Source organism: Streptomyces huasconensis (assembly GCF_021028635.1).
Taxonomy (GTDB): domain Bacteria; phylum Actinomycetota; class Actinomycetes; order Streptomycetales; family Streptomycetaceae; genus Streptomyces; species Streptomyces huasconensis.
This window is the reverse complement of the sequence record NZ_CP086119.1, coordinates 5568905-5588676: the sequence shown is the minus strand read 5'-3', so window position 1 is coordinate 5588676 and position 19772 is coordinate 5568905. Positions and strand designations below refer to the sequence as shown.

The 19772-nt window shown below is 71.6% G+C and carries 21 protein-coding genes; 13 read left to right on the top strand and 8 right to left on the bottom strand.

Annotated elements, in window-relative coordinates:
- The first annotated feature begins 97 nt into the window (after window positions 1-97).
- The 5 genes from J2N69_RS25585 (at window position 98) to J2N69_RS25565 (ending at window position 5161) form a co-directional block, all read left to right on the top strand.
- Window positions 98-1033 (top strand): coiled-coil domain-containing protein, encoded by a 936-nt coding sequence (locus J2N69_RS25585; RefSeq protein ID WP_030789382.1) that lies wholly within the window; start codon window positions 98-100, stop codon window positions 1031-1033.
- A gap of 85 nt (window positions 1034-1118) precedes the next feature.
- The gene (locus J2N69_RS25580) at window positions 1119-2105 is read left to right on the top strand and encodes an ATP-binding cassette domain-containing protein (protein WP_230902812.1); all 987 of its coding nucleotides are present in this window, start codon (window positions 1119-1121) and stop codon (window positions 2103-2105) included.
- A 3-nt stretch (window positions 2106-2108) separates the two neighbouring features.
- Complete coding sequence (locus tag J2N69_RS25575; RefSeq protein WP_230902811.1) at window positions 2109-2879, top strand: ABC transporter permease; 771 nt, start codon at window positions 2109-2111, stop codon at window positions 2877-2879.
- 132 nt (window positions 2880-3011) lie between these two features.
- Window positions 3012-4211, top strand: coding sequence for an ABC transporter ATP-binding protein (locus J2N69_RS25570; protein ID WP_230902810.1), 1200 nt, complete (start codon window positions 3012-3014; stop codon window positions 4209-4211).
- 107 nt (window positions 4212-4318) lie between these two features.
- Complete coding sequence (locus tag J2N69_RS25565) at window positions 4319-5161, top strand: ABC transporter permease (RefSeq protein WP_408056913.1); 843 nt, start codon at window positions 4319-4321, stop codon at window positions 5159-5161.
- Between the two features lie 15 nt (window positions 5162-5176).
- Here the strand turns inward: J2N69_RS25565 and J2N69_RS25560 are convergent, their stop codons facing one another.
- Entirely contained in the window at window positions 5177-5509 is a 333-nt protein-coding gene (locus J2N69_RS25560; protein ID WP_230902809.1) for an ATP/GTP-binding protein, read from the bottom strand.
- Between the two features lie 210 nt (window positions 5510-5719).
- Between J2N69_RS25560 and J2N69_RS25555 the strand changes: the two genes are divergently transcribed.
- Window positions 5720-6754, top strand: coding sequence for an LLM class flavin-dependent oxidoreductase (locus J2N69_RS25555; protein WP_230902808.1), 1035 nt, complete (start codon window positions 5720-5722; stop codon window positions 6752-6754).
- 84 nt (window positions 6755-6838) lie between these two features.
- Here J2N69_RS25555 and J2N69_RS25550 read toward each other — a convergent pair whose 3' ends face one another.
- On the bottom strand, window positions 6839-7231 hold the full coding sequence (locus J2N69_RS25550; RefSeq protein WP_030789356.1) for an SCO5389 family protein: 393 nt from the start codon (window positions 7229-7231) through the stop codon (window positions 6839-6841).
- 254 nt (window positions 7232-7485) lie between these two features.
- Between J2N69_RS25550 and nucS the strand changes: the two genes are divergently transcribed.
- Window positions 7486-8157, top strand: a complete 672-nt coding sequence (nucS, locus tag J2N69_RS25545; protein WP_030789353.1) for an endonuclease NucS — start codon at window positions 7486-7488, stop codon at window positions 8155-8157.
- Between the two features lie 86 nt (window positions 8158-8243).
- Here the strand turns inward: nucS and J2N69_RS25540 are convergent, their stop codons facing one another.
- The 4 genes from J2N69_RS25540 to J2N69_RS25525 all read right to left on the bottom strand — a co-directional run bounded on the left by J2N69_RS25540 (window position 8244) and on the right by J2N69_RS25525 (window position 13099).
- Window positions 8244-10703, bottom strand: a complete 2460-nt coding sequence (locus J2N69_RS25540) for an ATP-binding protein (RefSeq protein WP_230902807.1) — start codon at window positions 10701-10703, stop codon at window positions 8244-8246.
- A 217-nt stretch (window positions 10704-10920) separates the two neighbouring features.
- Complete coding sequence (locus J2N69_RS25535) at window positions 10921-11244, bottom strand: STAS domain-containing protein (protein ID WP_230902806.1); 324 nt, start codon at window positions 11242-11244, stop codon at window positions 10921-10923.
- 206 nt (window positions 11245-11450) lie between these two features.
- Window positions 11451-12299, bottom strand: coding sequence for a 3-hydroxyacyl-CoA dehydrogenase family protein (locus J2N69_RS25530; protein ID WP_230902805.1), 849 nt, complete (start codon window positions 12297-12299; stop codon window positions 11451-11453).
- Between the two features lie 158 nt (window positions 12300-12457).
- Window positions 12458-13099 (bottom strand): TetR/AcrR family transcriptional regulator, encoded by a 642-nt coding sequence (locus J2N69_RS25525; RefSeq protein ID WP_230902804.1) that lies wholly within the window; start codon window positions 13097-13099, stop codon window positions 12458-12460.
- A gap of 71 nt (window positions 13100-13170) precedes the next feature.
- Between J2N69_RS25525 and J2N69_RS25520 the strand changes: the two genes are divergently transcribed.
- On the top strand, window positions 13171-13953 hold the full coding sequence (locus tag J2N69_RS25520; protein ID WP_230902803.1) for an ABC transporter ATP-binding protein: 783 nt from the start codon (window positions 13171-13173) through the stop codon (window positions 13951-13953).
- A gap of 18 nt (window positions 13954-13971) precedes the next feature.
- Window positions 13972-14727 carry an ABC transporter permease gene (locus J2N69_RS25515; RefSeq protein WP_127909441.1) on the top strand — a complete coding sequence of 252 codons (756 nt, stop codon included), beginning with the start codon at window positions 13972-13974 and terminating at the stop codon, window positions 14725-14727.
- 46 nt (window positions 14728-14773) lie between these two features.
- Here J2N69_RS25515 and J2N69_RS25510 read toward each other — a convergent pair whose 3' ends face one another.
- On the bottom strand, window positions 14774-15997 hold the full coding sequence (locus tag J2N69_RS25510; RefSeq protein WP_230902802.1) for a phospholipase D-like domain-containing protein: 1224 nt from the start codon (window positions 15995-15997) through the stop codon (window positions 14774-14776).
- Window positions 15998-16169: 172 nt separating this feature from the next.
- On the opposite strand from J2N69_RS25510, the gene J2N69_RS25505 reads away from it, so the two are divergent.
- Both J2N69_RS25505 and J2N69_RS25500 read left to right on the top strand, forming a co-directional pair.
- A complete protein-coding gene (locus tag J2N69_RS25505; protein WP_127909443.1) occupies window positions 16170-16412 on the top strand; it encodes a DUF6411 family protein in 243 nt (80 codons plus the stop codon).
- A gap of 60 nt (window positions 16413-16472) precedes the next feature.
- Window positions 16473-17045 (top strand): cob(I)yrinic acid a,c-diamide adenosyltransferase, encoded by a 573-nt coding sequence (locus J2N69_RS25500; protein WP_230902801.1) that lies wholly within the window; start codon window positions 16473-16475, stop codon window positions 17043-17045.
- Between the two features lie 6 nt (window positions 17046-17051).
- On the opposite strand, the gene J2N69_RS25495 is transcribed toward J2N69_RS25500, so the two are convergent.
- The gene (locus J2N69_RS25495; RefSeq protein ID WP_230902800.1) at window positions 17052-17624 is read right to left on the bottom strand and encodes a hypothetical protein; all 573 of its coding nucleotides are present in this window, start codon (window positions 17622-17624) and stop codon (window positions 17052-17054) included.
- A 154-nt stretch (window positions 17625-17778) separates the two neighbouring features.
- Between J2N69_RS25495 and J2N69_RS25490 the strand changes: the two genes are divergently transcribed.
- Entirely contained in the window at window positions 17779-18981 is a 1203-nt protein-coding gene (locus tag J2N69_RS25490) for a sensor histidine kinase (protein ID WP_230902799.1), read from the top strand.
- Window positions 18978-19628 (top strand): response regulator, encoded by a 651-nt coding sequence (locus J2N69_RS25485; protein ID WP_230902798.1) that lies wholly within the window; start codon window positions 18978-18980, stop codon window positions 19626-19628. The genes J2N69_RS25490 and J2N69_RS25485 overlap by 4 nt, the downstream gene beginning before the upstream one ends.
- Window positions 19629-19772 lie beyond the last annotated feature (144 nt).

Genomic DNA, 19772 nt, shown 5'->3' with positions numbered 1-19772 from the left:
CATTCTCCAGATCAAACAGGCATCTGCTCGATGACACGCCGCCTGGACCCCTAGGATTCCCTCTATCACCTCACCGGTCTCATTCGACAGGAACCCCATGAGCGACACTTCCCCCTACGGCTTCGAGCTTGTGCGGCGTGGGTACGACCGCGCTCAGGTGGACGAACGTATCTCCAAGCTCGTCTCCGACCGTGACAGCGCTCTTGCCCGCATCACTGCTCTGGAAAAGCGCATCGAGGAGCTGCACCTCGAAACGCAGAACGCCCAGGCCCAGGTCGCCGACGCCGAGCCGTCGTACGCCGGGCTCGGCGCCCGCGTCGAGAAGATCCTCCGCCTCGCCGAGGAGGAGGCGAAGGACCTGCGCGAGGAGGCCCGCCGCGCGGCCGAACAGCACCGCGAGCTGGCCGAGTCCGCCGCGCAGCAGGTGCGCAACGACGCCGAGTCGTTCGCGTCCGAGCGCAAGGCGAAGGCCGAGGACGAGGGCGTTCGGATCGTCGAGAAGGCCAAGGGCGAGGCGAACGCCCTGCGTGCCGAGGCGCAGAAGGACGCGCAGTCCAAGCGTGAGGAGGCGGACGCCCTCTTCGAGGAGACGCGCGCCAAGGCCGCCCAGGCCGCCGCCGACTTCGAGACGAACCTCGCCAAGCGGCGCGAGCAGTCCGAGCGTGACCTGGCGTCGCGTCAGGCCAAGGCGGAGAAGCGCCTCGCGGAGATCGAGCACCGCGCGGAGCAGCTGCGTCTTGAGGCGGAGAAGCTGCGCACGGACGCGGAGCGCCGCGCGCGCCAGACGGTGGAGACGGCGCAGCGTCAGGCCGAGGACATCGTGGCGGACGCGAACGCCAAGGCCGACCGCATCCGCAGCGAATCGGAGCGGGAGCTGGCGGCGCTCACCAACCGCCGGGACAGCATCAACGCGCAGCTCACCAATGTGCGCGAGATGCTGGCGACGCTCACCGGTGCGGCGGTCGCGGCCGCGGGGACGCCCGCCGACGACGAGCCGGTCTCCCGAGGCGTGCCGGCGCAGCAGACCCGGTAAGGCACAGCTCCGCGGCCCTTCGGGGCACACCTGAGTCCCCTGCTCTCCAGTGGCAGGGGGCTTTGTCCCGTTTTAGCGTTGCCGCATGATCGAGCTCGAGGGGCTGACCAAGCGGTACGGCGAGAAGGTGGCGGTCAACAACCTCACCTTCACCGTCCGCCCCGGCATGGTCACCGGCTTCCTCGGGCCGAACGGCGCGGGCAAGTCGACCACCATGCGCATGATGCTGGGGCTCGACAACCCGTCGGCCGGCGCCGTCCGCATCGACGGCAAGCACTACGCCCAGTTGCGCGACCCCCTCACGTACATCGGCGCCCTCCTCGACGCCAAGGCCACGCATGGCGGGCGCAGTGCCTTCAACCACCTGCTCTGCCTCGCGCAGAGCAACGGCATCCCGCGCGCCCGTGTCGGTGAGGTCCTCGACACCGTCGGGCTGACCGCCGTCGCCCGGAAGAAGGCCAAGGGGTTCTCGCTCGGCATGGGCCAGCGCCTCGGCATCGCGGGCGCGCTGCTCGGCGACCCCGAGATCCTGATGTTCGACGAGCCGGTCAACGGCCTCGACCCCGAGGGCATCCACTGGATCCGCAACCTCATGAAGTCCCTTGCCGGGCAGGGGCGTACGGTCTTCGTCTCCTCGCACCTGATGAGCGAGATGGCGCTCACCGCCGACCATCTCGTGGTCATCGGCCAGGGCCGTCTCCTCGCCGACACGTCGATGTCCGACTTCATCCGGCGCAACTCACGTTCGTACGTACGGCTGCGTTCCCCGGAGCGCGAGCGTCTCCTCGACGTGCTGCACCGGGCGGAGGTCACCGTCACCGAAGCGGGCGACGGTGTCCTCGAAGTGGACGGCACGACGGCCGAGCGCCTCGGGGAGCTGGCCGCGAGCCACCGGATCGTCCTGCATGAGCTGAGCCCCCAGCAGGCCTCCCTGGAGGAGGCGTTCATGCGGCTCACCGCCGAGTCGGTGGAGTATCACGCGCACTCCGACCACACCGGTCAACCGCCAGGCCCGGCCCCCGGCTGGGGCGAGTCCTGGGCCGACGGTCGGCAGCGGCGGAAGGGGAACTGAGCGATGGCCACGGCGCAGGTGCTGCGATCGGAGTGGACCAAGATCCGCTCGGTCTCCTCGACGGTGTGGACGCTCGGCCTCGCCGGTGTCGTCACGATCGCGCTCGGGGCGCTGATCAGCATCCTGTCCAGGAACGACTACGACGGCCTCGACGCCGAGGACCGGTTCGCCTTCGACCCCACGTTCATCAGCTTCGCCGGGATGTCCCTCGGCCAGCTCGCGATGATCGTCTTCGGGGTGCTCGTCGTCTCCAACGAGTACAGCACCGGGATGATCCGCACCTCCCTGGCGGCGGTCCCGCAGCGCGGCACGTTCCTCTTCGGCAAGGTCGCCGTGGCCACGCTGCTCGCCCTCGCCGTGGGCCTGGCCACCAGCTTCGTCACGTTCTTCGTGGGACAGGCGATGCTGGGCCCGTACCAGGCGCGGCTCGGCGACCCCGGTGTGCTGCGGGCCGTCATCGGCGGCGGGCTCTACATGACGCTCATCGCGATGTTCTCGATGGGCGTGGCGGCGATGCTGCGCAGCCCGATGCTGTCGCTGGGCATCCTGATGCCGTTCTTCTTCCTGATCTCCAGCATCCTCGGCAACGTGTCGGCGACGAAGAAGGTCGGCCGCTTCCTGCCCGACCAGGCCGGCAGCAAGATCATGCAGGTCAAGACACCACTCGACGACGACACCCCGTACGGGCCCTGGGGCGGTCTGGCGATCATGGTGGCGTGGGTCGTGGTGGCGCTGGCCGGCGGATACGCGGTGCTGAAGAAGCGGGACGCGTAAGCCGCGCCCCCCGCTCCGCGCGTTCGGTTCTCTTTGCTCGCTCTTGGCTGGAACCGTCAGCTCCCCGATATCCTCCTAACCCTTACGGGGGCGTGTGCCCCGACGTCCTGAACCATTCGATGGGTGCGGAGAATGATCGAGGCAGTCGGCCTGACGAAGCGCTATGGCGCCAAGACAGCCGTGTACAACCTTTCCTTCCAGGTGCGGCCCGGTACCGTCACCGGCTTCCTCGGGCCCAACGGCTCCGGCAAGTCGACGACGATGCGCATGATCCTCGGGCTCGACACACCCACCACGGGGCAGGTGACGATCGGCGGTTACCCGTACCGCAAGCTCCCCAACGCCCCCCGCCAGGTCGGCGCGCTCCTCGACGCCAAGGCGGTGCACGGCGGCCGGCACGCCCGCAACCACCTGCTCTGCCTCGCGCAGCTCTCCGGCATCCCGGCCCGCCGGGTCGACGAGGTGCTCGGCGTCGTCGGCCTCCAGGACGTGGCGAAGAAGCGCTCCAAGGGCTTCTCGCTCGGCATGGGCCAGCGCCTCGGCATCGCGGCGGCGCTCCTCGGCGACCCCCAGGTGCTGCTCTTCGACGAGCCGGTCAACGGCCTCGACCCCGAGGGCATCCTCTGGGTCCGCAACCTCATGAAGTCGCTCGCGGCCGAGGGACGCACGGTCTTCGTCTCGTCCCACCTCATGAGCGAGATGGCGCTCACCGCCGAACACCTGATCGTGATCGGCCGCGGCCAGCTGCTCGCCGACATGAGCGTCAGGGACTTCATCTCGCACAACTCCGCCGACTTCGCGCGGGTGCGTACGCCGGACACCGAGCCGCAGCAGCGCGAGAAGCTGACGGCCGCGCTGACCGAGGCGGGCGGCCAGGTCCTGCCCGAACCGGACGGCGCGCTGCGCGTGACCGGTCTGCCGCTGCCCCGCATCAGCGACCTCGCGCACGGCGCGGACGTCCGCCTGTGGGAGCTGTCCCCGCACCAGGCCTCGCTGGAGGAGGCGTACATGCGGATGACGCAGGGCGCCGTCGACTACCGCTCCACGGTCGACCAGCGCGCGGGCCTCCAGCAGCCGGTGCAGCCCGGCGCCATGCCGCCCGGCATGATGCCGGGCGGCCAGCTGCCGGTGCCCGGCCAGGACCAGCCCGGCTGGTACGCGCCGCCGCCGCCCCAGCCGGGCGGTCAGCCCTTCGCGATGCCGCAGCCGCACGGCGCCCCCGGGACGCCGAACCCGTACGCCGCCGCGCCGCAGCCGCAGGCCTCCCCCGCACCCGCTCCCGCGCCCGAACTGGCCAAGCGCGCCACCGACAACGAGGATGCTCCCCGATGACCACGCCTGAGACTCCGCAGCAGCAGCCGCAGGCGCAGCAGGCCCCCCAGCCCCAGCAGGCGTACGCCCAGGCCGGCGCGCCCGTGGGTGCTCCCATGGGTGCTCCGATGGCTCCCCCGCCCGCCGCCCCGGCGCCGCCCTCCGCCTGGGAGCAGGCGATGGCCAACGCCTACACCTCGCCGATCCCGGTCAGGAAGACCCACCTCGGCAACGCCCTCGCCTCCGAGTGGACGAAGATCAAGTCGGTCCGCTCCACCATGTGGACGCTCGGCATCTTCCTCGCCCTGGTGATCGGCATCGGCCTGCTCGCCGCCGCGAACACCACGCCCGAGAACTACTCGGACATGCCGTTCACCGTGCCGGCCTTCTTCGGCCTGATGCTGGGCCAGATCTGCCTGATCACGCTCGGCGTCCTCGTGACCTCGTCGGAGTACGGCACGGGCATGATCCGTACGACGTTCACGGCGTCCCCGCAGCGCTACCGCGTCCTGACCGCGAAGATCGTGGTCTTCTTCGTCACGGCCTTCGTCGTCTCCGCGGGCTCGATCCTGCTGGTGGGCCTCGTGACCTCGTCGATGAACAGCGGCCCCGGGTCGGGCGACGTCCCGTGGGCGGGCACGGTTTTCAAGGGCGGCCTGTACGTGTCGCTGCTCGGCGTCCTCGCGCTCGCCGTCGGCTCCATGCTGCGGCACTCCGCGGGCGCCATCACCGCGATGCTCGGCGTGGTGCTCGTACCGGCGATCCTGCCCGCGTTCCTGATGATCTGGGAGAGCACGCAGTCGCTCGCCGAGAAGATGTCCGACTACAACGCCATCAACTCGCTCGCCAAGATCTTCGGGGCGGACGGCATCGACGGCTCCGGCGGCACCTCCCAGCTGGTCGTGCTCGTCGTCGTGACGCTCGTCGCGATCGCCGGCGCCTACGCCCTCCTGGAGAAGCGCGACGTCTGACGTGCGACGGAGCCGCTAGTACCGCGGCGCGTTACGGGACCGCTGCACCCGCGTGGTGCGGCGGTCCTTCGCGTTCCAGCACGCCTTGTGCCAGTGCCGGCGCTCGTCCACCCCGGAGTGCTCGGGCCAGGCCACCACGTGCGCGAGCGCCGAGGGGATCTCCTGGTCGCAGCCGGGGCAGCGGTACCGCTTGCCCGTCGCACTCGCGCCCGCCACATGGCGTACGCTCCACTGCTCGCCCTGCCAGGTCTCGACGCTCTGGAATCCGCCGTAGCGCCCCGGCGGCTCCGCGTCCGAGGACGCCCTCGGCTCTCCGATGCCCTTGGGGCGGTTGCGACGCGGGGACACAGGACACCTCACTGGCTGTACGACGGTCAGAGGGGTGACCAGCCTACGCGCCGCGCCACGGGGTACTCGTCGCCTGCCCACTCCCGCGGCGCACGCGGCAGCGCACGGAAAATCCAACAATCTTTCTGCCAGGCCGTGCCTTTGGCACGTGTCATGCGTTGTTGCCCGTGGGGGGAGTGCCTGCGTCGGTGCCAAGGAGGCAGGAGTGCGATGCGTGTAGGTAGTTTTGTTCTGGCCGCCCAGTTCCCCGGACAGGGGCAGGGTGAGGCACTGCACCGGGCGGTGCGTTCCGCCGAGGTGGCCGAGGAGGCGGGGCTGGACTCGGTCTGGCTCGCCGAGCACCACTTCGTGCCGTACGGCACCTGCCCCTCGGCGGTGACCCTGGCGGCGCTGCTCCTCGGACGGACCCGCAGGCTCCGGGTCGGCACGGCCGTGAGCGTCCTGCCCACCGCACATCCCGTCGCGCTCGGCGAGCAGGCGGCCCTGCTCCACATCACCTCCGGCGGCAGGTTCTCGCTCGGCGTCGGCCGGGGCGGCCCCTGGGTGGACCTGGAGGTCTTCGGCGCGGGCCTGGAGGCGTACGAGAAGGGGTTCCCCGACTCACTCGACCTGCTGCTCAGGTGGTTGACCGAGCCGCGTGTCGAGAGTTCGGGCGAGCGGTTCGCCTTCCGTGAGGTCGCCGTCGTGCCGCGCCCGCAGGAGGCCCTGAGCGGGCAGGGCGACGGCGGCCCCGAGGTGATCCTCGCCTGTACCTCGCCGACCAGTGTGCGGCTCGCCGCGCAGCGCGGGCTGCCGATGCTGCTCGGCATGCACGCGGGCGACGACGAGAAGGCCGAAATGGTGGCCTTGTGGCAGCGGCACGCACGTGCCGCCGGGCATACGCCGGAGGTAATCGCCACGGCTCCGCACGTCTCCGCCGGGGTGGTGCAGATCGGGGACCGCCCCCTGGAGGCCGCCGAGACGTTACAGAAAGCGATGCCGGGCTGGCTCAAGCAGGGTCTGGACGCCCATGTGACGGTCGACGGCCGCCGCCGTGCCATGCGGGACCCGCTGGCGTACACCGAACTGCTCTGCGGGCTGCACCCGGTGGGGACCCCACAGGTGTGCGCGGACCGTCTCGCGGCCACGGCGGAGCGCACCGGCATCACACGCTTCGCGCTGCTCGTGGAGGGCTCCGGCGACCTCGCGGCCACGGAGGAGAACGTACGGCGGCTGGGCGCCGAGGTGCTGCCCCAGCTCGGGTGACCCCCCGGCCCCGGAGCGGGCCGGGACGGGAGCTGCCGCTCCGGACTGATACACCTCCCGCGTACGGAGCGGCAGCAACAAGCGTCAGCAGTCCCGCAGTTCGGGCGACTGATTGAGCAGCTGGCCCCGGATCGAGGTGAAGCGGGCAAGCCTGTCGTCCACCGAGGAATCCAGCGGGAACACCGCCACACGGTGGCAGTTCTGGAATGCCAGACGCACTCCGAAGTGCCGCTGCAGAGCGCCGCGAATCGCGTCACTCGCGAGCGCGCGCAGCAGCTGTCCACGTGCCTGCTCGTCCGGGGGCGGCGTCTGGTTGTCGGCGAACTCTCCGCCGTCGACCTTCAGCTGGGCCACCAGGGAGCTGATCATCTCCCATGCGTAAGGCAGGGAGGTCCGGACGCAGTCGACGAAAGCTGCTTCGTCCACCTCGCCTCGCTCGGCCTGTTCCAACAGTGCCGGTGAGACGTCGAGCGACATGGGTTCTCCTCTCGCACCCCCGTCGAGCGAGGGCTTACGGACAGGGATGGAGTCCGCATACGCAGCGTGCACGGATGGCGACCTCCCGCTTCTACGGTAGGCAACGGGCGGTGACGGCACCAGGAGATTGGGCGCATAACCGGCCAGGATCGAACGGGTCCATCGGCGGACAAGTCGCACGATCCCCACAGGGCCCACCGGTCGCCGACGGGCGAATCGCGTGCACCGCCCCGAGTCGAGTAGCGTTGCGCCCCATGCGTCTCGTCATTGCCCGATGCTCCGTGGACTACGCGGGCCGGCTCACCGCCCACCTCCCGTCGGCCCCCCGTCTGATCCTTGTGAAGGCGGACGGCAGCGTCTCCATCCACGCGGACGACAGGGCCTACAAACCCCTCAACTGGATGTCCCCGCCCTGCACGCTGAAGGAGGGATCAGGGGACGACGCCGGTGTGTGGACCGTCGTGAACAAGGCGGGCGAGAAACTCATCATCACGATGGAGGAAGTCCTGCACGACTCCTCGCACGAACTGGGCGTGGACCCCGGCCTCATCAAGGACGGCGTGGAAGCACACCTTCAGGAGCTTCTCGCCGACCGGATCGAGACACTCGGTGAGGGATACTCGCTCATCCGCCGCGAGTACATGACGGCGATCGGTCCCGTCGACATCCTCTGCCGGGACGCCGACGGGCAGACGGTCGCCGTGGAGATCAAGCGGCGCGGCGAGATCGACGGTGTCGAGCAACTGACCCGTTATCTCGAGCTGTTGAACCGCGACCCGCACCTGGCGCCCGTCAAGGGCATCTTCGCCGCCCAGGAGATCAAGCCGCAGGCCCGCGTCCTCGCCACGGACCGCGGCATCGGCTGCGCCATCCTCGATTACAACGCGCTGCGCGGCATCGAGGACGACAAGCTGCGGCTGTTCTGAGAGACGTCACACGTACGCGAGAGACGTCACACCTACGCGTGAGGGGCCGGGTCCAGTGGACCCGGCCCCTCACGCGTACGACCGCCTCAGGCCGTCGGCGGCGAGCCGGCCGGGCCGCTCGCCGAGGTCGACGTGTTGGGCGAGGAGGGCGGGGCCTGGGTCGTCGGCGGGTTCGTCGGCGGCGTGGTCGGCGGGTCCGTCGGCTTGTCCGTGGGCTTGTCGGTCGGCTTGTCCGTCGGTTTGTCGGTCGGCTTGTCCGTGGGCTTGTCGGTCGGGTCGCCGGTGGGCTTGCCGGTCGGCTTGTCCGTCGGTTCGCCGGTGGGCTCGTCCGTGGGCTTCCCCGAGGGGTCACCGCTCGCGCTCGGCCTGCTGGAGGGGGCGCCGCTCGCGGACGGCTTCGGGTCGTCGGCGGTGCCGACGACGCCGTCCTCGCCGGGGTCGCGGGGGCGGCTCGTGGAGCCCTCCGGGGGCTCGTCGGCGCTGAGGCCGCCGTCGTCGCGGTCCTCCCGCGCGGACTGCTCCGTCTTGACCCGGTCGTGCTCGGGACGGTCGTTGTCGGAGGTGGCGCCGAGCGTGACGACGGTGCCGAGGACGGCGGCCAGCAGGGCGCCCGCGCCCGCGGCGACGAGGTTGCGCCGGGTGCCGCTGAGGATGGAGCGGCGGCTCGGCGCCGGACCCGCGCCGGGCGCGGCCGCCGTGCCCGCGACCAGGGTGATCGGCTCGGTCGGCGGCTCGGGCGCCGCGAAGGCCGCCGGGGCACCGCCGGAGGGCGACGCGGACTCCTCGTGGCGCGCGTCGGGGACCTCCTCGCCCGCGGCCGTGCGCCCGCCGGGCGGTGTGCCGCCCGAGCGGTCCGCGACCAGGGCCAGGGCCCGGCGCCCGGAGATCATGCCGCGCTTGTCGGCGAGGGCGCCGCGCAGCCCGATGGAGGCCTCCAGCTCGGCGCGGGCCCGGTCCAGCAGGCCGCCGCAGAGCGCGAGGATGCCCAACTCGTGGTGGAAGTACGCCTCTTCGGCGACCTCCCCGGCGTTGCGCGCCGCTTCCTGGCCGGACCGCAGGGCGCGTTCCCAGGCGCCCCAGTGGAGCCCTCCGGCGAAGGCGGGCGCCGCGGTGCGGGCCAGCAGCACGGCGGCGCCGCTCTCGGAGGTGACCAGGGCGGCCAGGGCGGCCTGCACGGCGTCCGCCTCGGCCGCCACCCGCTCCGGGGTGACCGAGGGGTGCCCGGCCCACCAGGCGTAGTGCTGGGCGGCGGCCCGGGCGTACTCGGCGGCCTCGTCGGCGTATCCGGAAGCCTCCAGCTGGGGCCGTACCCCGGCGGCGAGGCGGTAGCGGGAGCCGACGGCGGTGACCAGGGCGCAGCCGACCAGCTCGGCGAGGGCCGCGTCGGCGTGGGTGTCGCCGACCAGGGCGGGCAGGTGGGCCTGGTGCGGCAGTTCGCCGCCGAGGGCGACGGCGAACTTCAGGGTGTCGCGGGCGGAGGGGCTGAGCCGCGAGGCGAGCAGGGCGGCGGGCGCGGCTCCGTCGGCGAGCGAGGGCAGCGGGATGTCGGCGTCGCCGTCGTCCGAGGGCGCGTCGGTGGCGGCCTGGGGGGAGGTCTGGAGCGAGTAGCCGTTCTCCGCGAAGGCGTGCGGGTCGGCGCGGAGCTGGTCGCGCTGGCGCAGCAGGGCGCCCGCCTGGACGAAGCGCAGGGGCAGGCCCTCCGACTCGAACCACAGGTCGCCCGCCCAGTTGGCCTCCTCGTCGTCGAGGACGCGGCCGACGGCGCGCTCCAGCAGCTCCAGGGTGCTGCCGCGGCCGAGGCCGGCGAGGAAGACCTCTTCGAGGCGGGAGTCGGCGGACGGGGCGGCGACGTCGGGCGTCGTGGCGAGGAGGAAGGCGCACTCGGGTGTCGCGTCGAGCAGTTCGTCGAGGCCGGCGCCGCCGAACTCCAGGTCGTCGAGGATGACGACCGCGCCGATCTCGTGGACGAGTTCGAGCAGCATGGAGCGCTCGGGGCGGTGCAGGGGCGCGTGGTAGACGGCGGCGAAGAGGTCGTGCAGCAGTTCGCCGGGCGTCTTGCGGTAGCCGCAGAGCCGGACGACGCCGTCGGGCGCGAGGCCCGCGCAGTCGTCCGCGACGGCGTCGAGAAGCGCTGTGCGGCCCGATCCGGCGGGCCCGGTCAGCCGGACCGAGCGGCCGCGCGCGAGGAGCCGTACGAGGCGCTCACGCTCTTCCTGGCGCTCCAGGAGCGGCAGTCTCGGCAGGGCGGGGCCCGGCGGGACGGGCGGCGCGGCGGCGCGGCGCAGTTCGGCGCGCTCGTCGGCGGTGCGCTTGGCGGGCCGGGCCGGCCGCTCCCCGGGCGGGCAGGGTTCGATCTCGCTGCCGTCGACGGGGTTGACGGTGAGCAGGAAGTCGCCCGAGACGAGCCGGACGGTGCGGGCCAGCGCGGGCGCGGGCTGGCCGAAGTCGGGCGTCAGCGGGTCGCGTGGCCGCGGCGGGCGGGCCGTGCCGTCGTGGCCGGCGCCGCCGTGGTCGTACTCCTCGGGCCTGTGGTTCGTCGGGTCCATCGGGTCCATGGTCAAAGCCCCCCAGATGCGTGGTGTGCAGAGCCCCCTCCGGCCTTCGTGCACACTGCGCTGTCGCTTCTGGTCCGGTGCCCCCGTGCGGGTTCGTCTATCGGTGGGCGACCGAACCCTAGACCTTCGCACAGTATCTACGAGAGGGCGGGGTGCCGTCCCGCCCGAGACGTCACGGTCTCGTGAGGATTGCGCGCGCGGTTCCGGTTCAGGCCCTGGGGAGCGATTCGACGCCGATGCCGCCCTCGATGGCGAGGATGCGGTGCAGCCTCGTCGCCACCAGCAGGCGCTGCATCTGGGGCGGCACGTGGCGCAGGACGAGCCTGCGCCCGCACCGCCCGGCGCGGCGGTGGGCGCCCATGATGACGCCGAGTCCCGTGGCGTCCCACGAGTCGAGTTCGGACAGGTCCAGCACCAGGTCGCCGGCGCCGTCGTCGACGGCCGAGTGCAGGACCGTACGGGCGTCCGCCGCGCTGCGTACGTCGAGGCGGCCCCCGACGACCAGCTGGGCCTGGTCGCCCTTGATGTGCATATACGCTCCCCGAGAGTGCCGTGTCCGCTGTGCCGTCTGATCCGTGAGTCGTCTGCGTATGTCACAGCAACTGACTGCCGCATGGGCAAGGAAGTTGCCGTCTGTAAGCGAACCGATACCGAATTCACTCCGAGGGGTGACCCAGGAGGGCGACGAATCGTCGGACGAGGCGTCAGCAGGCGTAAGCGGCACGCGTGGGGTCGGACTCAGTGCTTGTAGAAGCCCTGCCCGCTCTTGCGCCCGATGTCACCGGCGTCAACCATCCGGCGCATCAGCTCCGGCGGGGCGAACTTCTCGTCCTGGGACTCCGTGTAGATGTTGCTGGTGGCGTGGAGGAGGATGTCGACGCCGGTGAGGTCGGCGGTCGCGAGGGGGCCCATGGCGTGGCCGAAGCCGAGCTTGCAGGCGATGTCGATGTCCTCGGCGGTGGCGACACCCGACTCGTAGAGCTTGGCGGCCTCGACGACGAGCGCGGAGATCAGACGGGTCGTCACGAACCCGGCGACGTCGCGGTTGACGACGATGCAGGTCTTGCCGACGGACTCGGCGAACTCGCGGGTCCGGGCGAGGGTCTCGTCGCTGGTCTTGTAGCCGCGCACCAGTTCGCACAGCTGCATCATCGGGACCGGCGAGAAGAAGTGGGCGCCCACGACGCGCTCCGGGCGCTCCGTCACGGCCGCGATCTTGGTGATCGGGATGGCGGAGGTGTTGGAGGCGAGCACCGCGTCCTCGCGCACGAGCTTGTCCAGCGTGCGGAAGATCTCGTGCTTGACCTCCAGCTTCTCGAAGACGGCCTCGACGACGATGTCCGCGTCGGCGACGGCGTCCAGGTCGGTGGTGGTCGTGATCCGCGCGAGCGCGGCCTCGGCGTCGTCGGCGGCGAGCTTGCCCTTGCCGACGAACTTGTCGTACGACGCCTTGATCCCGTCGGTGCCACGGGTCAGGGCCTCATCGGTGACGTCGCGCAGGACGACGTCCCAGCCCGCCTGGGCGGAGACCTGTGCGATGCCGGACCCCATGAGTCCGGCTCCGATGACGGCGAGCTTCCGTGCCACTGTTCCGACTCCCCTACCGCTTGTCACGCTTGGCTTGCACGCTGTTTACGTATGCCTCTGGAGCGGACATTAGCGGCCGTGAGGGCGCCTGTGGCGGCGAAGAGATGCGCGTCACGTCTCAACTGACGGACATCACACCGGCGCACGCCGCGCACGTGTCACTTGGCGGCGCGCACCGCGTAGTTGAGCACCTTCTCGCCGAGGAGGGACTCCATCTGGTCGAGCAGGGCGAGCGCCTCCCGGGAGACCTCGGCGGCCTCGCGGCCCTTGGTCATCTCGTCGCCGATCCAGCTCATGAGCGTGCCGTGAATCCAGGAGAGCTGGCCGGCGACGAGCGCCGGCAGCGGGTCGCCCTCGGCCGCGTCCGTCTCCTCGGCGAGGGTCCTGGTGAGGTCGTCGAGGGCTTCCTGCTGGATGGCCCAGAGGCGGGAGCGCAGCGGCTGCGCCTCGGTGATGACCTTCATGAAGTCGGCCCAGCCGGGGAAGAGCCCGACGCCCGGTGAGAGCCCTTCGACGTCGGCGCGCAGTTCGCGCAGGACCGCGTCGGCGGCGGACTCGCCGTCGCGGCGGCCGCGCACATAGCGGGAGAGCCGGTCGACGGCGTCCGCGCCCCGGTCGAGGAAGAGGTCCTCCTTGGCCGGGAAGTAGTTGTAGACCGTGTTGACGGAGACGTCTGCGGCCTCGGCGATGTCGGCGATCGTCACCGTGACGAAGCCGTGCTCCAGGAAGAGCCCGGTCGCGATATCCGAGATGCGCTGCTTTGTCTGCCTCTTCTTGCGCTCCCTGAGCCCCTCAGCCATGCCGCCATCTTAGGCCCCCTGAAAACTTGGTGGCATTGCAAAATTTCATGGACTCTGTTTTTGTGGTCACCATGCCAATCATCAGCACCGCCGGGCTCGCCCGGACCTTCGCGACGAAGAACGGCGCCGTCGAGGCCGTGCGCGGCATCGACCTCACCGTCCAGCCGGGCGAGATCCTCGGCTTCCTCGGGCCCAACGGCGCGGGCAAGACCACCACGCTGCGCATGCTCACCACCCTGCTCGCGCCGACCGGCGGCGCCGCCACCGTCGCGGGCCACGACCTGCTCCGGGACCCCGCCGGCGTACGGGAGAAGATCGGTTACGTCGCCCAGTCCGGCGGCGTCGACCCCACCATCTGCGTACGCGAGGAACTGGTCACCCAGGGGCGCCTCTACCGCCTGACGAAAGATCAGGCCGCCGCACGCGCCGACGAGCTGGCAAGGGACCTCGGGCTCACCGAGCTGATGGAGCGCCCCTGCGCCACCCTCTCCGGCGGTCAGCGGCGGCGGCTCGACATCGCCATGGGGCTCACCCACCGGCCCGAAGTGCTCTTCCTCGACGAGCCGACCACCGGGCTCGACCCGGGCAGCCGCGCGGACCTGTGGGCGCTGGTGCGGCGGCTGCGCGACGAGCACGGCACGACGGTCTTCCTCACCACGCACTACCTCGACGAGGCCGACGCGCTCTCCGACCGCCTGGTCGTCGTCGACAAGGGCGTCGTGGCCGCCGAGGGCACGCCGAGCGCGCTCAAGCTCCGGTACGGCGGCTCGATCGACGCCACGCTCCAGGACACCTTCCTCGCCATCACCGGGCGCGACCTCGCCCCCAAGGACACGGCTCCCCTCGCCGTCTGACACCACAGGACCCCACCGATGCCCGCACTGCTCTCCGACACCGCGCTGATCTTCGGGCGGTACGCCCGGCAGACCCTGCGCTCCAAGTTCCAGATCCTCTTCGGCGTCCTGACGCCCCTGCTCTACCTGCTCTTCTTCGGCCCGCTCCTCACCGACCTGCCGCTCGGCTCGAAGGGCGACTCCTGGCAGGTGCTCGTCCCCGGACTGCTGCTCCAACTCGGCCTGTTCGGCGCCACTTTCAGCGGCTTCGCGCTCATCATCGAGAAGCAGTTCGGCGTGGTGGAGCGGATGCGGGTGACGCCCGTCAGCCGCCTCGCGCTGCTGCTCGGCCGCATCCTGCGCGACGCCGCGCTCTTCGTCTTCCAGGCGGTGCTGCTGGTGCTGGCCGCGCTGGTGATGGGGCTCAGGGCGCCGCTCGGCGGTGTGCTCATCGGGTTCGCGTTCGTGGCGCTGCTCAGCGCGTCGCTCGCCTCGCTCTCGTACGCGCTGGGCATGAAGGTCGCCAGGGCCCACGAGTTCGGGCCCGCCGTGAACGCCATCAGCCTGCCCTCGGTGCTGCTGTCGGGCCTGATGCTGCCGATGGCGCTCGCGCCCACCTGGCTGGACGTCCTGTCGCACTTCATGCCGTTCCGCTACCTCGTGGACGCGGTGCGGGCCGGCTACGTGGGCGACTACGCCTCCACGACCATGCTGTACGGCGTGCTGATGGCGCTCGCCTTCGTGCTGCTGTCCGTGGCGGTGGGCACGCGCGTCTACAAGAAGGCAGGGGCGTGACGCGAACGCGTCGTGTCCGGGGCGCGGCCGCGGCGCTGTGGGCGCGTCACAGGAAACGGCGGATGGGCTGGACGCTCATCTCACGGGCCCGCTGGACGAGGGAGCGTCCCTTCCACCGGCCCCGTCGGATCAGTTCACTGGCCCTGAGATCCTCGTCGTAGTGCGCGTCCAGCGTCGCGGTGAACTCCTGGTCCAGGACGGCCAGCATGACCTCCTCGTCGTGGTCGAGGGAGCGCCGGTTGAAGTTGGTCGAGCCGATCAGCGCGGCGACGCCGTCGACGGTGATGACCTTGGCGTGCATCATCGTCGGCTGGTATTCGTGGATCCGCACCCCGCAGCGGATGAGGTCCTCGTAGTGGTGCTGCCCGGCCAGCCGGCAGACCCGCTTGTCGGTGTGCGGGCCGGGCAGCAGGATCTCCACCTCGACGCCGCGCCGCGCGGTGGCGCAGAGCAGCTCGACGAAGTACGCGTCCGGCGAGAAGTAGGCCGTGGCCAGCCGGAAGCGGTCCTCGGCGGACTCGAGCATGACGCGGATCAGGGTCTGCATGTCCTGCCAGCCGAAGCTGGCCGAGCCGCGCACCACCTGCACGATGGCGTCGCCCTGCGGGCGGTGCCCGATGAACCGGTCCCGGCCGTCGAAGAGTTCGCCGTGGCACTCGGCCCAGTTCTGCGCGAACGCCGCGGCGATGCCGTCCACCGCGGGGCCCCGCACCTCGACGTGGGTGTCGCGCCACTCGTCGGGGTTACGGGCGTCGCCGCACCACTCCTCGGCGATGCCCACGCCTCCGGTGAAGGCGGTCTCCTCGTCGACGACGAGGACCTTGCGGTGGCAGCGGTGGTTCTGCTTGAGGGGCGACAGGTGCAGCGGCTTGCGGAACCACGCCACCTGCACCCCGGCCCGCTCCATCAGCCGCAGCTGCTCGGCCTCGATCAGCCGGCTGCCGAAGCCGTCGAGCAGCAGCCGCACCCGCAGCCCGGCGCGGGCCCGCTCCGCGAGGGCGTCGGCGAACCGGCGGGCGATGTCGCCCTTCCAGTAGACGAAGGTCATCATGTCGACCGTGTGCTCGGCGGACCCGATGGCGGCCAGCATGGCGGCGAATATCTCGTCGCCGTTGCGCAGGACGGTCAGCGCGTTGCCCTCGGTCGCCGCGATGCCGATCAGCCGCTCCAGACGCCGGCGTATCCGCGCGACGCGGTCCGTCGCGGACGGGTTCCCCGGCCCTCCGGTGGCGTCCGAGGTCAGCTCGGGGGACTCCTGCGTACCGGTCATGGCATTCCCTGGCCGGAACACCACGAGGCAACGTCGGGCCGCGGCGCCCGGTCCGGCACGGGCTGAGCGGCGAGCCGACTGTACCCCCGCCCCCACGAGCGGCCGTCGGTCGGCGCATGGGCCGGGGCCGCGGGGGCAGACGGAAGGCGTACCCCACCTCAGGGAGCCCCTCATGATGGTTGTCGGTATCGTCGCCGTCTGCGTCGTCCTGGCCGTCCTCGCCTTCTTCGTCCCCCGCCTGTCCCGGCATCCCGAACGCGGCACCCAGCGCACCCTGGGAGCCGGTTCGCGCGCCGGCGGCAAGGCCCCCGGCATCCTGGGCCGCCTCTTCAGCAAGCCCTTCCGCAGCAGCTCCAAGGCGGTGGGCCGCAGCGGGTCCGCCGGCCGCCGCGCCCGGGGGCGCATGCCCTTCTGACCCCCCGGGCGGCGACTCCTCGGCTCACCCCGTCGGCGTCCCCCCTCTACGCTGGCCCGCATGGTCAATCTGACGCGCATCTACACCAGGACCGGCGACCAGGGCACGACCGCCCTCGGGGACATGAGCCGCACCGCCAAGACCGACCCGCGGATCGCGGCGTACGCCGACGCCAACGAGGCCAACGCGGCCATCGGCACGGCGATCGCGCTCGGCGGGCTCGACGAGGAGGTCGTGAAGGTCCTCGTACGGGTCCAGAACGACCTCTTCGACGTGGGCGCCGACCTGTCCACGCCGGTCGTCGAGGACCCGAAGTATCCGCCGCTGCGCGTCGAGCAGAGTTACATCGACAAGCTGGAGACCGACTGCGACCGCTTCCTCGAAGAGCTGGAGAAGCTGCGCAGCTTCATCCTGCCGGGCGGCACGCCGGGCGCGGCGCTGCTGCACCAGGCGTGCACGGTGGTGCGGCGGGCCGAGCGGTCCACGTGGGCGGCCTTCGAGACGCACGGCGAGACCATGAACCCGCTGACGGCCACCTACCTCAACCGCCTCTCCGACCTCCTGTTCATCCTGGCCCGTACGGCCAACAAGGAGGTCGGGGACGTGCTGTGGGTGCCGGGCGGCGAGCGGTAGGCGCCGTCAGACCTGGGTGAGGGGCCGGTCCTCGTCCCGCTCCCGCGGGGCCGGGGCCCGCTTCGGGAACAGCGCGTAGGTGAGCGCGACCACGCCGTGGATGGTGGCCGCCCGCCAGGCGGTGTGCAGCCAGCCCTTCAGCGACGTGGTGCGGCCCGGGTCGTCGACGTACCACATGGCGAGCAGCAGCAGTGCGCTCGCGACGGCCGCCGCGACCAGGGTGCCGAGCCAGACCTTCGCCTCGTGCAGGGCCCGGGCCCGGCCGTAGCGGGGCGGGCGCGGCAGCGGCGCGCCGTCGAAGCGGTGCGCCGCGTGGCCGTCCAGCCACTTGACCGTGCGGTGGCCGTGGCCCACGGTGTAGCCGATGTAGACGGCGGCCAGGCCGTGCTTCCAGCTCGGGTCGGCGCCGTTCTTCAGGTCGACGGCGGTCACGACGAGCAGCAGGACCTCGAGCAGCGGCTCGCACAGCAGGATGGCGAGGCCGAGGCGCGGCTTGCGCAGCAGATAGCGGGCGGCGAGGCCCGCGGCCAGCAGCACCCAGAAGCCGACCTCGCAGATGATGATCAGTGTGACGATCACGGCTCGCTCCTCTCGGTCACCCCTCCAGGCTCCCGCCGGACCGGGCGCGGATCATCGTCGCCAGTGACGAAGTGGCACTGCATCCTTCGATGTAGCGGGCGGTTCCTCCCTCAGGATCAGGCGGGCGGCCCCCGCTGCGTGTTGGATGGAGGGCATGGCCCCGCCCCTGCCCCGCCCGCAGCGCATCGACGTGCAGATCGCCGTCGTCAGCCTGGCCAGCGGGCTCGCCCTGTGGGCGCTCGGGCTGCACATGCAGACGGACCGCCTGCTCGGCGCCGCGTGGGCGCTGCTCCCGCTCTTCGCTCTGGCGGCGCTCGAACTGCTGCGCAGCACCATGCCCCAGACCGCCCTGGTCCTCGCCACGTGCGCGCTGGTGTTCGACCAGTTCACGTCGGGCAACCTCGCCTCGGTGATGATGTTCACGGACATCATGTACGCGGCCGTCGTCTACGGCACCCCGGCCGCCGCCCGCCGCATCCCGCTGACCACCGGCACCATCACGGTCGCGGTGACGCTCGGCTTCCTCGCGTGGTGGCGCGAGCCCGAGGCCGTGCTCGTCGGTGTGCTGACCGGCATCGTCTCGTTCGGGCCCGCCGCCACCGGCGTCCTGGTGCGCAACCACCGCGAGGCCGCCGCCGCGGCCAAGCTGCGGGCCGAGCAGACCGCGCTGCTCGCCGAGATGGACCGCGCCCAGGCGGTCACGGCGGAGCGCGCCCGGATGGCCCGCGAGCTGCACGACATGGTCGCCAACCACCTCTCGGCGATCGCCATCCACTCCACGGCCGCGCTCTCCCTGGACGACCCGGCCACCAGCAAGGACGCCCTCGCCGTGATCCGGGAGAACAGCGTCCAGGGCCTCGCCGAGATGCGCCGCCTCATCGGCATCCTGCGCGACGACAGCGGTGACCTGGAGCCGGCCGCCTCCCCCACCCTGGACGGGCTGGCCGCCCTGCTCGACACCGCCCGCACCAACGGCCTCGACGTCACGCTCGACGACACCCTCGCCGCGGACGGCCCGAAGCTGCCCGCGCCGGTCGAGCTCGCGGCGTACCGCATCGTGCAGGAGTCCCTGACGAACGCCCTCAAGCACGCCTCCCCCGGCCGGGTCACCGTCACCCTCACCCAGGAGCCGCGCGCCCTGCGGGTCCGCGTCACCAGCCCCTACGACGATCCCGCCGGGCCCCGCGCCCCCGGCTCGGGAGCCGGCCTCGTCGGCATGCGCGAGCGCACCGAACTGCTCGGCGGCACCTTCGAGTCGGGCCCCGAGACCAGCCCACAGAGCGAGGGCGGCGGGAAGGTCTGGACCGTCTCCGTGACCCTGCCCGTCGACCCCGCGGACGAAGGAGCCAAGGAATGATCCGAGTGCTGGTCGCCGAGGACCAGTCCGCCGTACGCGCGGGACTGGTCCTGATCCTGCGCAGCGCCCCCGACATCGAGGTGGTCGGCGAGGCGGCGGACGGCGAGCAGGCCGTGGCCCTCGCCCGCGAGCTGCGCCCCGACCTGGTCCTGATGGACATACAGATGCCACGCCTTGACGGGGTGTCGGCGACGCGCCAGGTCGTCGCCGAGAGCCTCGCGGACGTCCTCGTGCTGACCACCTTCGACCTCGACGAGTACGTCTTCGGGGCGCTGCGCGCGGGTGCCTGCGGCTTCCTCCTGAAGAACACCGAGGCGAAGGACCTCATCGAGGGCGTCCGCACGGTCGCGCGCGGCGAGGGGCTGATCGCCCCGGCCGTCACCCGCCGCCTGATCGCCGAGTTCGCCGCCCCGCGGCAGGCCGTGCGCAGGGAGAACGCGCCGGACCCGGCCATCCTGGAGAGCCTCACGCGGCGCGAGCGCGAGGTGCTGTCCTGCATCGGGGAGGGGCTGTCGAACGCGGAGATCGCCGACCGCCTCAGCATGGCGGAGGCGACGGTGAAGACGCACGTGAGCCGGATGCTCGGCAAGCTGGAGCTGCGCAGCCGGGTGCAAGCGGCCGTGCTCGCGCAGGAGTTGGGGGTTTGACCGGGGGCGGGATCGCGCCGGACCGGAACATTTCGGCCATTGGTACAGACCTCTTGACCGCTGGTCCAGACCTTTCTATTCTCGCCGCACTGCGGTGAGCACTCCCCCACGTGTCCACGTGCTCACGGGCGGCGCAGGGTCCCA

Coding starts and splice junctions, on each gene's coding strand:
- J2N69_RS25520 (WP_230902803.1), top strand. CDS start 13,171: ATGCCAATCATCAGCACCGCCGGGCTCGCCCGGACCTTCGCGACGAAG.
- J2N69_RS25505 (WP_127909443.1), top strand. CDS start 16,170: ATGATGGTTGTCGGTATCGTCGCCGTCTGCGTCGTCCTGGCCGTCCTC.
- J2N69_RS25565 (WP_408056913.1), top strand. CDS start 4,319: ATGGCTCCCCCGCCCGCCGCCCCGGCGCCGCCCTCCGCCTGGGAGCAG.
- J2N69_RS25570 (WP_230902810.1), top strand. CDS start 3,012: ATGATCGAGGCAGTCGGCCTGACGAAGCGCTATGGCGCCAAGACAGCC.
- J2N69_RS25525 (WP_230902804.1), bottom strand. CDS start 13,099: ATGGCTGAGGGGCTCAGGGAGCGCAAGAAGAGGCAGACAAAGCAGCGC.
- J2N69_RS25550 (WP_030789356.1), bottom strand. CDS start 7,231: ATGTCGCTCGACGTCTCACCGGCACTGTTGGAACAGGCCGAGCGAGGC.
- J2N69_RS25585 (WP_030789382.1), top strand. CDS start 98: ATGAGCGACACTTCCCCCTACGGCTTCGAGCTTGTGCGGCGTGGGTAC.
- J2N69_RS25535 (WP_230902806.1), bottom strand. CDS start 11,244: ATGCACATCAAGGGCGACCAGGCCCAGCTGGTCGTCGGGGGCCGCCTC.
- J2N69_RS25485 (WP_230902798.1), top strand. CDS start 18,978: ATGATCCGAGTGCTGGTCGCCGAGGACCAGTCCGCCGTACGCGCGGGA.
- J2N69_RS25580 (WP_230902812.1), top strand. CDS start 1,119: ATGATCGAGCTCGAGGGGCTGACCAAGCGGTACGGCGAGAAGGTGGCG.
- J2N69_RS25575 (WP_230902811.1), top strand. CDS start 2,109: ATGGCCACGGCGCAGGTGCTGCGATCGGAGTGGACCAAGATCCGCTCG.
- J2N69_RS25500 (WP_230902801.1), top strand. CDS start 16,473: ATGGTCAATCTGACGCGCATCTACACCAGGACCGGCGACCAGGGCACG.
- J2N69_RS25540 (WP_230902807.1), bottom strand. CDS start 10,703: ATGGACCCGACGAACCACAGGCCCGAGGAGTACGACCACGGCGGCGCC.
- J2N69_RS25490 (WP_230902799.1), top strand. CDS start 17,779: ATGGCCCCGCCCCTGCCCCGCCCGCAGCGCATCGACGTGCAGATCGCC.
- J2N69_RS25510 (WP_230902802.1), bottom strand. CDS start 15,997: ATGACCGGTACGCAGGAGTCCCCCGAGCTGACCTCGGACGCCACCGGA.
- J2N69_RS25555 (WP_230902808.1), top strand. CDS start 5,720: ATGCGTGTAGGTAGTTTTGTTCTGGCCGCCCAGTTCCCCGGACAGGGG.
- nucS (WP_030789353.1), top strand. CDS start 7,486: ATGCGTCTCGTCATTGCCCGATGCTCCGTGGACTACGCGGGCCGGCTC.
- J2N69_RS25515 (WP_127909441.1), top strand. CDS start 13,972: ATGCCCGCACTGCTCTCCGACACCGCGCTGATCTTCGGGCGGTACGCC.